The organism is Lacticaseibacillus mingshuiensis (assembly GCF_016861785.1).
Taxonomy (GTDB): domain Bacteria; phylum Bacillota; class Bacilli; order Lactobacillales; family Lactobacillaceae; genus Lacticaseibacillus; species Lacticaseibacillus mingshuiensis.
The window spans coordinates 1-13,128 of record NZ_BOLS01000029.1; the positions used below are offsets into that span (position 1 = coordinate 1).

Annotated in this window: 10 protein-coding genes; 4 read left to right on the top strand and 6 right to left on the bottom strand. The window is 57.3% G+C overall.

Annotated features, from left to right (window positions below; translation table 11 throughout):
• Nucleotides 1–95: 95 nt before the first annotated feature.
• Together JUE67_RS12085 and JUE67_RS12090 are read right to left on the bottom strand one after the other, a co-directional pair.
• Nucleotides 96–1,733, bottom strand: coding sequence for a glycoside hydrolase family 13 protein (locus JUE67_RS12085; RefSeq protein ID WP_203626129.1), 1,638 nt, complete (start codon nt 1,731–1,733; stop codon nt 96–98).
• Nucleotides 1,734–1,922: 189 nt separating this feature from the next.
• Nucleotides 1,923–3,524, bottom strand: a complete 1,602-nt coding sequence (locus JUE67_RS12090; RefSeq protein WP_203637174.1) for a glycoside hydrolase family 3 protein — start codon at nt 3,522–3,524, stop codon at nt 1,923–1,925.
• 73 nt (nt 3,525–3,597) lie between these two features.
• On the opposite strand from JUE67_RS12090, the gene JUE67_RS12095 reads away from it, so the two are divergent.
• The 3 genes from JUE67_RS12095 to JUE67_RS12105 all read left to right on the top strand — a co-directional run bounded on the left by JUE67_RS12095 (nt 3,598) and on the right by JUE67_RS12105 (nt 6,962).
• Nucleotides 3,598–4,542 (top strand): DHH family phosphoesterase, encoded by a 945-nt coding sequence (locus JUE67_RS12095; protein WP_203637175.1) that lies wholly within the window; start codon nt 3,598–3,600, stop codon nt 4,540–4,542.
• A 9-nt stretch (nt 4,543–4,551) separates the two neighbouring features.
• The gene (locus JUE67_RS12100; protein ID WP_203626126.1) at nt 4,552–5,448 is read left to right on the top strand and encodes a hypothetical protein; all 897 of its coding nucleotides are present in this window, start codon (nt 4,552–4,554) and stop codon (nt 5,446–5,448) included.
• A gap of 104 nt (nt 5,449–5,552) precedes the next feature.
• Complete coding sequence (locus JUE67_RS12105) at nt 5,553–6,962, top strand: C69 family dipeptidase (protein ID WP_203626125.1); 1,410 nt, start codon at nt 5,553–5,555, stop codon at nt 6,960–6,962.
• A gap of 101 nt (nt 6,963–7,063) precedes the next feature.
• On the opposite strand, the gene JUE67_RS12110 is transcribed toward JUE67_RS12105, so the two are convergent.
• The 4 genes from JUE67_RS12110 to JUE67_RS12125 all read right to left on the bottom strand — a co-directional run bounded on the left by JUE67_RS12110 (nt 7,064) and on the right by JUE67_RS12125 (nt 9,859).
• A complete protein-coding gene (locus JUE67_RS12110; protein ID WP_203626124.1) occupies nt 7,064–7,453 on the bottom strand; it encodes an iron-sulfur cluster biosynthesis family protein in 390 nt (129 codons plus the stop codon).
• 1 nt (nt 7,454) lies between these two features.
• Nucleotides 7,455–8,600, bottom strand: coding sequence for a DNA adenine methylase (locus tag JUE67_RS12115; RefSeq protein ID WP_225877866.1), 1,146 nt, complete (start codon nt 8,598–8,600; stop codon nt 7,455–7,457).
• 172 nt (nt 8,601–8,772) lie between these two features.
• Nucleotides 8,773–8,886 (bottom strand): putative metal homeostasis protein, encoded by a 114-nt coding sequence (locus tag JUE67_RS12120; protein ID WP_203626122.1) that lies wholly within the window; start codon nt 8,884–8,886, stop codon nt 8,773–8,775.
• 76 nt (nt 8,887–8,962) lie between these two features.
• Nucleotides 8,963–9,859 (bottom strand): metal ABC transporter solute-binding protein, Zn/Mn family, encoded by an 897-nt coding sequence (locus tag JUE67_RS12125; protein ID WP_373300883.1) that lies wholly within the window; start codon nt 9,857–9,859, stop codon nt 8,963–8,965.
• Nucleotides 9,860–10,114: 255 nt separating this feature from the next.
• Between JUE67_RS12125 and JUE67_RS12840 the strand changes: the two genes are divergently transcribed.
• Entirely contained in the window at nt 10,115–12,901 is a 2,787-nt protein-coding gene (locus tag JUE67_RS12840) for a metallophosphoesterase (protein ID WP_203637177.1), read from the top strand.
• The last annotated feature ends 227 nt before the right edge of the window (nt 12,902–13,128 follow it).

Genomic DNA, 13,128 nt, shown 5'->3' on the forward strand with positions numbered 1-13,128 from the left:
GAGACATCTAGTTGACCCAGTCACTCGGGGCTAAGACCGGCCCCAAGCGTCTAGGCCAAACTAGCTGCTCGACCATAAGCGCGCACCTTCGCACCCTATTTCAAATAAACTTTGACTTCATATGGCCGCAGTTCAGCGCCTTGGTCGTCTGCGTAGTTGCTCAGCAGCAGTTCGCCTTCGCCTTTTGCCCGCGCCAAGGTCACCGGTTGTGCGGTGAAGTTGGCGGTGAGCAGCAGCGTTTGGCCATTCAACTGACGGGTGTAACTCCAGGTCTGCTCGTCGTCCGGGTCAAGTGGCGTGAAGTCGCCGTATGTGATGATGTCGTATTTTGTGCGTAGCGCGTTCATCTTCTGATAGAAGGTGAAAACAGAATCCGGGTCGTCGACTTGGTTCTGCGCGTTGATGTCGGTGTAATTCGCATTGACCGCGATCCACGGGTCGATTCCTTCACGAGTGAAGCCGGCGTTGACGCTATCATCCCATTGCATCGGGGTGCGCGCGTTGTCTCGGCTGACGGCGTGAATCCCGGCCATCATTTGCGGATGCGTCAGGTCGCGTTTTTCCTCAACATGCTCGCGGTAGGCGTTTAGCGTCTCGATGTCGCGATAATCCTCGATCGAGTTGAAGCTGTGCACGTTGGTCATGCCAAGCTCTTCGCCTTGATAAATGTACGGCGTGCCCTGCATGAAATGAAGCACCGCGCCGAGCATCTTCGCCGAAAGCACGCGGGCCTCGCCTTCATCGTTGCCAAAGCGTGACACCACCCGCGGCTGGTCGTGATTGTTCCAGTACAGCGAGTTCCACGCCTTGCCGTTCAGCTTCGTTTGCCAGCGCGCCATGATCGCCTTGAGCTCGCTGAGCGCGAACGGATGCTGGACCCATTTGCCAAACTTTGGATCTTGGCCGATGTCCATGTGCTGGAACTGGAAGATCATGTTCAGCTCGTGGCTGTCAAACCCGGCGTACTTCAAGGCGTCTTCCGGCGTCACCCCGCCTGTTTCGCCAACCGTGATGCAGTCAAAATGGCTGAGCACTTTCGCGTTCATTTCCTTCAGGTACTCGTGCTCCCGCGGCCCGTTTGCCGGCCACTCGGTCAAGCCAGTCAGATCATCTGGCTTCGAGATCAAGTTGATGACATCCATCCGGAACCCATCGACGCCCTTGTCCAGCCAACGTGTCATCATGTCGAACACATTGGTGCGCACCGCCGGAGTCGCCCAGTTCAGATCAGGCTGTTTTTTTGAAAATAGATGCAGGTAATATTGACCCGTCGCGTCGTCGAATTGCCATGCGGAGCCAGAGAATGCGGCTTTCCAGTCATTTGGCGCATGCCCGTCGACTGGGTCCCGCCAAATGTAGTAATCCCGGTACGGACTGGTCTTGCTGCTGCGACTCTCGATGAACCACTGGTGCTCATCGGATGTGTGGTTGACGACCAGATCCATCATGATCTTCAAGCCGAGCTTGTGGGCGTCGGCCAGCAGGCAATCAAAGTCCGCCATGGTGCCAAAATCAGGCTGAATCGCCTCGTAGTCGCTGATGTCATAGCCGTTGTCATCGTTTGGCGACGCGTAGATCGGGTTGAGCCAGATCACCGTTGCCCCGAGCTTTTTGATGTATGGCAGGCGCTGGCGAATGCCTTCCAGATCGCCGATACCATCATTGTTGCTGTCTTGAAAAGAGCGCGGATAGACTTGATAGACGACCGCTTCTTGCCACCAATTTTTTGTCAATTTGTAAACGCCTCCAGTTTTCTTGTCAGCTCTACGCTAACATTTCTGAGGGCACATCTCAATTGAAACGCGGTAACAGATTGGCGCCGGCGCGGTTGCAAAACAGGGCGGAACGCAAAAAGGCGTCGGAGGCTCGGGGCACCCAACGCCTTGGTTCAACGATCTGCTAATTTTTCCCGAAACGCCCCACTATTTTCGCCGGCGCAGGTACACGACACCGCCCACGGCCACAATGGCCACCAACAGGACCCCGGCAGCCAGGGTCAACCAGCTGTGCAGCCCGCGTGCTGTTTGATCCGGCTTTGTCTTGGCCTGCACTGCCTTGTCAGAACTGCTGGTCGTTTTGTCGTCTGTCGCTTTGGCCGAAGATGAGGTGGCCTTGCTGCTGGCGTCTTTTGGCGCAGCCGCAAGCACCACCGTAGCCGTTGCGACGCCGGCCTGCTTGACCGTCAAAACGGCGCGCTGGACGTTGCTGGTCAGCGGCACCCGCAGCGAAAATGTGCCGTCGTTGCCCACGGTGCTGGTCGCCAAGGTCTTTTCGCCTTCCGTGGCAGCGATCTGCGACCCGCCGGACACTTTACTGGCGATCACGCGGCCTGTGATCGTCGCGGTTTTGCCAGATGTGGTCGTCTTGGTCACCGTGACGCGCGGGGTCTCGACCATCGCCGCCGTGACCAGGCCCAATTTGACCTTGAGTTGAAGAATGTGGCGCACCGCGCTGTCCAACTGCGTCATCGTGATCGACCCATTCGCCACCGCGGCCTTGATGGCGGGAATGCCAGTCGCATAATCATCGGCCATCACGCCATCGTTGCCGGCTTGAACCGCCAGTACATCGGGGGTGCTTAGGTGATGGGCGGTCGCAAACTGTTTGATCGCGCCCATCGCGAGGTCGTCGGTAATGATGACGCCATCGAAATGCAAGTCGCCGCGCAACAATTTCACGACTTTGGCGGACAGCGAGGCCGGATAGTCGGGGTCGATCGCAGACATGACGATATGGGTGACCATCACGCTGTCCACGCCGGCGTTGATGCCCGCCTGAAACGGCACGAGGTCCTCGGCCTTCAGCGTCGCCAGCGGCCGGTCGACGGTCGCGAATTGCGTGTGCGTGTCGATAGCTGAGCCGTAGCCGGGAAAATGCTTGAGCGACGCAGCTACGCCCTGGTTTTGAATCGCAGGCACCACTTGGCTGATCACGTTGGCGGTATCCGCGTAGGACATCCCCATGGTGCGCGCATAAATAAAGCTGTTCGGGTCACTTGAGACATCGGCGACCGGCGCAAAATTCCAGTTGACGCCCAATGTTTTCAACAACTGCGCACTCGCTTCGGCGGCTTTCACCACAGCCGCCGTGCCGCCTGCCGCATTGCTTTGTTGGGGACTGGGAAAACTGCGGCCCGCGCTGATGGCGGCACTATCGGACAGGCGCGACACGGTGCCGCCTTCTTGATCCGTTGCGATCAACAGGGGCAACTTGCTTGCGGCCTGAAAGCCCGCGAGTTTGGCCTGCATCGAGCTGACGGTTTGGCCGGAAAAATCCGTTCCAAACAGAATCAACCCACCCAGATGATATTGCGCGACATCATTTTGCGCCTGCGCGACACTTGCCGGCGTCCGGCTGATGAAAAGCTGCCCGATCTTTTCATCCAGCGACATCCGGTCGATGTAGCGATCAAGCGTCGCGGTGTCGACCTTTGGCAAACTCACGGCCTGCACGGGTTGCGTTGCGCCTGTGCCCAGCATGACGGCGGCTGCAAGTGCCGCTGTCCCCATTTTCCACCCATTCATTTGCGCACCCCTCTTTGGCTTGCTTTTCTACAGTCTACTACTAAACTGAAGAAGAGCGAATAGGAGGCACATTATGGCAGATATTCAAACCCAGATCATGGACGCGGTGCGCGCCCATGACACGATCATCATCCACCGGCACGTCAATCCGGACCCGGATGCGTTTGGCTCCCAACTGGGCCTGGCCGAGATCTTACGCGAGGCTTACCCGACCAAGCACATTTTTGCAGTCGGCGAACCCGAGGCGCGGCTGGCCTGGATCGGCGTTCCCGACCAGATCGACGATGCCGTGTATGACGGCGCCTTGGTGATCGTCATCGACACCGCCAACACCGAGCGCATCGCCGATAGCCGGTACGATCAGGGCGCACTGCTGATCAAGATCGACCATCATCCCAACCGCGAACCATTCGGCGACCTGCAACTGGTGAACACGCATGCGAGCTCCAGTTCCGAGATCGTCGCCGACTTGGTGCGCGCCACGCCCGACCTCAACTTGTCGCAAGCCAGCGCCGCAAAATTGTACGCCGGCATCATCGGCGACACCGGCCGCTTCTTATTTGACCTGACCACACCGCACACGCATGAGGTGGCCGCCGAGTTGATGGCCACGGGCATCGATGCCCCGGCGCTTGGCCGCCAAGAGGACGAGTTGTCTCCCCGCGGCGCGCGTCTGATCGGCTATGCGCTGAGCAACGTGACCGTGTCCCCCAATGGCGCCGGTTCGCTGCTCATCACCCAGGACCTGATCGCCCAGTTTGGCTTGGCCCCCGGTGAAGCGCAGATGGTGGTCGGATTCATTGGCAAACTCGACACGATCAAGTCATGGGTCGTGTTCACGGAGCGCGACGACGGCCGCTTCCGCGTGGAGCTGCGCAGCAAGCAGGCCCCGATTCAGCCGCTGGCCATTGCCCACGGCGGCGGTGGCCATCCGCTGGCAAGCGGTGCGATCGCCGATGATAAAGAAGAAATGCAGGCCATCGTTCAGGAACTCGACGACTTGGTCAAAACCGTTTAGGAGGGTCCCATGCCATTTTCATTTGTGCCTTACCATGCCGCCGCGTTGACAGGGGTCCAAAACCCGGCCGACGTTGAACGCTTCAACGCCCACTTGCCCAACGCACGGCTCGTTTTGGCCGGCGCCACCCCGCTGGCCGCAGTCACCCATTGGAAAAATGCGGTGCATCCGCAATTGATGCCGGTGGCCGTTTTGCTCGCTGAAACCTGCCCCACCGAGACTTTTCCCGCCTTGATCGAGGCCATCGTCGCCAACTGGCTGGCGATCGCCAAGGCACAGCATTTTGCCGGCATCAGCCTGACCACGCAAAGCGACGCGACGGCGCTGGCCAGCGAACTGAACATGCGCGGGATGCGGCGCGTGCGGACGACGTATTTGCCGGAGGTGCCGCTGAGCGCCGTGACTGCGGGCAAAACGGCAGTCCGGACCGGGGCCGCTTCCAAACCGACTACTTCGCCAGCAGTCGCCTCACGCGTCCTGACCCTGCGCGAGCTCTTGGCGACCCAGCCCCTGGCGACGAGCTTCAAAAAAACGGTCCAGGCCGCGTATGCCGCTGTTCATCAGCTCAACCCAGTTCGCGAGATGACGCCCGATGAGTGGTGGCACCTGATCGAGGCAGACTTATTGCAGGAACTTCCCACGGCCTTGGTCGATGAGACTGGGCAGGTGCGCGCGTTTGCGTTGAGCTACCGCGCCAGCGCCCAAGTAGCGGAATGCGGCTATGTTTTCGGCGAGGAAGACGCCTTGTTGCCGCTGTGGCAGAAAGTGGTCGAGGCCCTGCAGGCACGCGGGTTCACGACACTGACAGGCGAGTTCGACGACACCGACCCCTGCGCGCTGGCGGTGCTGAGCACCCTACCGCAAGTGGGGCTGGCAGAACTGGCCACGTTCGTCATTAAGTTCTGACGGTGCAAAGCGGCGACGCTGGCCCGTCCTTTTCTGGCAGGCCTGTTTTTTCCCGCGGTCTGCCGTACAATGAGACATGAAACTATCTGAAAGAAGCGATTCGAATGACCAAACGCATCAAAGGCTCCTGCACCACGATTCTGGTAGGCAAAAACGCGACGATCGATGGCTCGACCATGATCGCCCGTAACGAAGACGGCTACGCGCCGCTCAATCCGGAAAAATTCGTCGTCGTGAACCCGGCCGACCAGCCGCGCCACTACCAGGCTGTGCTGTCCAAGTTCAACCTCGACCTGCCTGACGACCCGTTGCGCTACACGTCCACCCCTGATGCTGTTGACGGCCACGGGCTGTGGGCTGCAGCCGGCATCAACAGCGAAAACGTTGCGATGACCGCCACCGAAACGATTACGACCAACTCCCGCATCTTGGGCGTGGATCCGCTGGTCGATGACGGGCTGGGCGAAGAGGACATCACCGCGATCGTGCTGCCTTACATCCATTCGGCGCGCGAAGGGGTCAAACGACTCGGCGCGCTGCTCGAGCAATACGGGACGTATGAGACCAACGGCATCTGTTTTTCCGACAAGGACGAATGCTGGTACTTCGACAGCATCGCCGGACATCATTGGGCCGCGATTCGCATTCCGGATGACGCCTATGTGATCGCACCGAACCGCTTCAATATTGACGACTTCGATTTCGACTCGGATGACACGCTGTTTGCATCGGACCTGCCGACGATCATCGACCAGTATCATCTCAATCCGGACCGCGATCGCGTCGACCTGCGCCACATTTTCGGCTCGGCGACAATCAAGGACACCCGCTACAACAACCCGCGGGCGTGGTACGGCCAGAAGTACTTCAACCCGGAGATCGAGCAAGATCCGTTCGACCAGGACCTGCCGTTCATCTGCCGCACGCAAAAGAAGATCAGTATCGAAGACGTTAAGTTCGTGCTGAGCTCCCATTATCAAAACACGAAGTACGACGTTTACGGCTCGACCAACACCGACGCGGAAAAGAAGCTGGTCCGCCCGATCGGCATCAACCGCAACCAGGAGCTGCACATTCTGCAGATCCGCAATGACGTGCCGGCCGCGATTGCCGGGATCCACTGGCTCGCATATGGCCCGAACACGTTCAACGCCGTCATTCCGTTTTACGCCAACGTCACCGACACACCGACGCAATACAAGAACACGACGGAACACTACAGCCAAGGCAGTCAATACTGGCTGAGCTACCTGCTGGCGACGTTCGGCGACTACGACTTTTCCTTGTTTGAAGACCAAGAGAACATTTTCGAGGAAAATACAGTTGCGGCCTGCCGGCATCTGCAGATCGAGACTGATGAAAAGTCATCCAGCGAATCCGCGTTGTCCGATTACCTGGAGACTGTCAACCAGCAAATGGCCGACATTTCCTTCAACAACTCTAACAAGCTGCTCGGTCAAATGATCGATCTGGCTGCTCCCCTGATGAAACTGCAGTTCACCCTGCACGACTGATTCGGTTGGATGTAAAAAAGCGCTCGCAACAAGCAGATATTTTCTGCGAAGTTGCGAGCGTTTTTGTCTGGCCGTGGCGCCAGCTGTGTCAGCAGGCTTTATCAACAGGTCTCCCCGTTGATCGTTGTGCCTTGCATAAAGGCGGCGAGCACGGCTTTGCCATCCGCGATACGGACACTGTTGTCCAGCAAATGCGCGTTGTCCTTCAACGAGATCTGCGCGTTGGCAAAATCCAAGGTCAACCCGTCCTGCATGAAGATCAGGTCATAATCTGACGTATAGATCGCCAGGCCTGCCTTGTTTTCAAGGCGCACCGGATAGTCTGGATCCGGGGCATCCAAGATGATCAGCGTGAAGGTCGTCCCGATACTGCACGCGCCGCCTTGCAGGGAATACTTTCCGCCGCCATCGTCTGTGATCAGGACGATGACCTTATCCGCCAACTGTTTTTCCTGCACCAATGCCACAAATGCGTCCGTTAATGTGATCATGTCAGTCTTCCTCTCCGACCGGGTAGCTCGTGATCAGCAGATGCGCCACGTCACGGGCATTCCGGTTCTTAAAATTGACGCCATACGTCTTATCAAACGTGGTCACATGCAGAATTCGCCCGCCTGGCAATGGCTGGCCCGCCGGATACAGTGCACGAATGAACGGCGTGTCTTTGATCACCAGCTGCCAATTTGCCAGCGTCTGGGTAGTCAGGAAGGTCGCCAGCCGCCGCTGCTCATTTTGGCCAAAATCGTGTTGCGCGTAAGTTGAAAAATCGCTGTCATATGGCGGATCCAGAAAGATAAAGTCATCGGTCTGCGGCGCGGCCTTCGTCAAAAAGTCGGCGAAATCGCCGCAATACAGCGCCGTCTTGTTCAACAGTGCGCGCATCGCCGGCGCTTGATACGCCGCGGCGCGATGCGAGAGCGTGATGTCGTTGTAGGTTTTGCCACCATAAGGGACGTTGAAGGCGCCCGTTTTGGAATAGCGGAACATCCCAGAATAACAGTACTGGCGCATGTTCAGATACAGCGCCGCCTGCACGCCAGGCGTTTCGGCCGTCATCTGGTTGAACCGCGCCCGCCAATAAACGTACAGCGAGGACTTGAAGGCCGTATGAAGAATCGCATCACGGTCGGCGGCGCTGATCAGCACGCCGTTTGCCGCCTGTTTCACCAAAAAACGGAGCTTGCGTGCTAAGCTGGCTGGCAGATCCGCGAAAAAAGCGACGCTGGCCTGCGCCGGCACAAACGTCATCGCAGACGCGTGTGCATCGACCCAAGCCGCGACGCGCGCTTTGATCTGGGCTGGCTGGCGCATGCCGGTCTGAATCAAGGAATCCAGCGACTCGCGATGGCGTGGAATAAAGGCATTGACGCCAAGCCACGCCTTGTCCATTTCCGCTAGGGTCGCAAAAAAGTCGGGCTCTTGGGTCTGGACAGCGCGATACAACCCGATCAGATCTGCGCTGTAGTCGTTGATTGCATACGCTTGGCCGATACCCGCTTCCGCCAGCGCAAAATAAACGGCACCGCCGCCGACAAAGGGTTCGAAATAACGCGCGACGTGTGGGGGCAACGCAGCCATGATATATGGCAATTCGCGAGTCTTGCCACCTGGGTATTTTAATAGAGGCGAAAGTGTCACGGGCCAGTCCTTTCTTTGACGCGCATCGATCAATAGCTGAACGCAAAGGCCATTATATCACGGAACGCCCTTCGCGGAAGGCGTTAGCAAGGAACGAGCCCGAGATGCCGTTGCACAAAAACAGCCGACCCCATGCGCGAAGGTCGGCTGTTTTCGGTATGACAGAGCTAATTTACGCAGTTTTGCGCCGTTTCAATGATCTGATCAACGCCAAGGCGCGCCTGCGCGTCTTGATGTTTGGACTTTTCGTCTGGCGGCGAGCGGTCGCCACGTCGTTTTTCGTCATCCTCTCACCTCCCTGTGCCAGCGCTGTCGTGGGCAAAATTGCGAGCTCCGACTCTTGCCATCTGCCCCGCGCGTCGTTATTTGAGTAGTTTTGCGAGCTGCTGATACTGCTGGGACATCCAGGTCACATACGTCATACCAGCAGGCAGCGTCTCGGTCACTTCAAGCACCGGCACCCCGGCCTGCTTGCATTCCGCGGCGAGCTCAGAGACAAGCTTGCTGTCGACTTGAATGTTGCGAACGAAAAAGGCGATCTTCTTGTTCTTGATGTCGGTCTTCAAAGCGGCAAGGTCGGCCGGACTCGGATCATTGTCATCTTCGATCGCATTGGCAAAGTGTTCGTCGGAAACGGTGTACCCCATCGCGCTCAAGGCGTTGTTGAAAACAGGCTCCGAAACGGCGACACGCTGACCATTAGCGCCTTGCTTGAGCTTGGCGATCAGATCCGTCACCGGCTGCAATTTCTTGATATAGGCCGCCGCGTTTTTCTGATACGCCGCTTTATTGGCCGGATCGCGTTTGGCAAAATCCTTGGCCAGCGCGTTTGCGATCTTTGGCATCGCATCTGGCTTGTACCAAATATGTTCGTTCTCCCCGTCCTTGACGCCAACAATCTGCGCCGCGGTGATCAATTTGGCCTTGCCACTGGCCTTGACGAGCTTATCCATCCAGCTGTCATAGCCGGCGCCATTTGCCAGCGCGATATCCGCCTCAGCGACCGTTTTGCCGACAGCCGTGGTCGGTTCATAGTCATGCGGGTCGATCTCAGGTTTGGTGATGATCGAGGTGACATGGCCGTGCGACCCCAAGACCGCCTTGGCGACTTCGCCGTAAAAATCGACAGTTGCCACCACGCTCAATTGCTTTTTGCCCGTATTGTATGCGGAACTGCTGCTACTGCAGGCACTCAGCGCAAGGCCAAAGGTAAAAATAGCGACCAGGACCAACGCCCAACGAATAAAATGCTTCAAGATGCTCCCCCTTTTTGGTCAAACGTGCCGCGTTTGCTCTAAACGTAACGGTTACGATTTAACGATTTTGAGAATATCAGCTACGCGTCTGACTGTCAAGGCCGCTTCGCCAAATTGTTGGCCACCGCAACAGTTTTTACAAACGCGGCTCAGATCGTTACAAGATCGATAACCGTTTGCGGTCATGCTTTTACATTTGAGTTGATAGGCTGAAATAAGCGGTCAGAGGACCGGAATATTGACCTTGGAGGGTTTTTGATGAAGAAAAGACGCTTGTTCGCGTGGGCCACACTGCTAACGCTGTTGATCAGTTGGCTCGCCCCGAGTTTCAACGCCTTGAAAGTGCAGGCAGCCCGGATGCCGGTGACGGTGGCCCAGTATCACTTTGATGGGGACTACAAGGATACCAGTGGCAACGGCCACGACGGTATTCCCCATGGCACGCCGACATTCAGCGAAGGTGTCTTTGGCAAGGCGCTACATATTCAAAATAGCCACGGTAGCAAGGCCACCGCAGCGGATCAATATGTGCGATTTGCGCACCCAACCGGCCTGCAGTTCGGCAAGGATGCCTTTGCGGTCAGTCTGTGGTATCAGACAAAGCGTGGCGATTCAAATGGCGCCAGCATTTTGGGCAACAAGGATTACAACTCCGGTACCCACGCCGGGTTCGTGCTCGGTAGTTTCGGCCAGGACCTGCGCATCAACTTGGCGGATGGCCATACGCGCGTTGAATCGGACCGCATCGGCGGAACGATCGACGGACAGTGGCACTACATCGTCGCCAACTACGACCGTACCGGTGATCTGACCGCGTATAAAGATGGCAAGATCACGAGCCGCAAGTCCCTGCTTCCGATCAAGGACTTCGATGCCAGCGACGCGGCAAACCTGCAGCTAACGCTCGGCGCAGACGGGCTTGGCCAATTTGGGCTCGATGACGCCTTGATCGATGAATTGACGATCTACCGCGGCGTGGTCCCGGAATTCCGCATCAGTGCCGAATACGCCAAGTTTGCGGCGCAACAGGAACTCAACAAGGCCCGTGCCCTGCTTGCGGCCCACTCGAACCAACCCGCCGATCGCAAAGCAGCCCTGCAAAAGGCAATCGATCTGTTGGCGCAGACGATGAAACTTGGCGCCGACGCAACCAATGCGATTGCCGCACTCAAGCAGGCGCAGATCGATTTTCTGGACGAGACCAGCAACACCGTTCCGGCGAAATTCACCTTCAACGTGTTTTCCGATGTGCACCTCTCTAGTGCGCAGACCGTGACGAATTTTCAAAACGCGCTCAACCAAGTCGACCGCATCAATCCTGACTCGCAGGCGGTGATCATGACCGGCGATAACACCGACAACGGTAAGATCGACCAATATAACAACTTATACGATAGCATCGACCAATTCATCACACCAAAGCGCACGCCGATCGTCGCGCTGGGCAACCATGACGTCCGCTGGCAAGGCACCAAGCAGAACCCCAGTAAGGATGTGCAGGATCCGACAACGGCCCCTGGCGCCACGACGCCGGTGTTCGATCGCTATCTGCAATATAACCGCCGCTACATGACCAACAGTAAGACCCATCAAAACCCGGCGGACCAGCGCAAGGTCTACTGGGATCAATGGGTCGGCGGTTACCATTTTTTGGTTCTCAACACCGAACGCGACTTGAAGGACCAGGCGTATTTATCTGACGAGCAGATCGCCTGGGTCGACAAGACGATCGCCCAGGAAAACGATCCGTCAAAACCGGTTTTCCTGTCGATTCATCAAACCTTTGAAGGCTATGCCGACCACATCAACTTGGATCGCATCGGTGGTGGCGAACAAAAGCTGAAAAACGTACTCAAGAAATACCCGCAAGCCGTGATCTTCACCGGCCACATTCATTCCGGCCCAGACATGGTTGCCACGTACCACACCGAGTTTGGCCACATCGTAGACGTCCCTGCCTTCATTCGTCAGGATTACGGCTCGGATCGCAGCACCCAGCTCGGCTACCAGGTCACCGTCGATGGCACCAAGATTCACGTTCGCATTCGCAACTACGCGACGCACGAATGGATCTACGCCGACAAGATGGATTTTGACCTCAAGGACCGCGACCCGCAGTTCTCCGACAGCATTCAGCCAACCGCCTATACTGTCAATGCCGCCAGTCTCAAGCGCGACAATGTCGGCCTCGACAATCTCTCAGACAGCGGCGAGGAAGCCCGTCGCACCAACTGGAAATCCGCTGAAAGCAGCGATCTGGAAAAATACGGCTGGGTCGACTTTGCCTTCAAGCAGCCAACCGCGATCGATGGCATTCGCTACACGCCGAAAAACACGAAGATGGGCACCGACGCGCTGGGCACTATTTTAAGCTATCGCGTCGACATCAGTACGGATGGCGGAAAGACCTATCGTGCGGTTGGCCAAGGCAATTGGCAAATCAGTCAAAAGGAAAAATTCGCCCAGATCAAAAAGCAGACTGTGACGAACATTCGCCTGGTGCCGCTCGCCACATACGGCATGCAAGTCCAGCATCGCACCACTGGCTACGTTGAAGCGTCTCACATGGCGCCGGCATTGCTGGCAGCCCCGGTTGAAAAGCCAAGCGAGCCTGGAAAACCAGAAGTGCCCGTGAAGCCCGAGACCCCACAAAAGCCTGGCAAGCCGGAAACACCGGTTAACCCCGAGGCACCAAAGCAACCGGAAGTACCAAGCAAGCCTGAGACGCCGAACAAACCGGAAACGCCAAGCAAGCCTGAGACCCCGGTAAAACCGGAGACGCCTGGCCGGCCGGACACACCGAGCGTACCGAAAGCGCCAGCCAAGCCGGCCCCAGCTGGGAAGCCAAACACAACGCCTGACAAGAAACCAACGACCAACAGCGAGCAACCCGCAAAAAAGGTCGTGGTGGTTCCAGCGCAAAAGACGATGCCAAAGACTGGCGATGACCAAGGCACTTTGTTGATCTGGGCAGGCTTGTTGCTACTCGGCACGATCATTGCGGGTATTGCCAGCGTCGAATGGCGCACCCACCGATCCAAGTAAAACACGTTCTCTCATCGCATGGATTCCCCCGATCTGCGCGCGAATAAGTACACAAAAAAGCGGCGCCGACAAACACACTGTCGACGCCGTTTTTGAGTCGGAATGACTGCCCAGCCACACCAAAGAGGCCCCGAAAGGCCCCATTTTTGCTTTTATGCGATTACGTGACTGCAGTGCCCTATGTGACCGCCAGCATGCGACCAACTGGCGGGACCCTTTTCACCTTG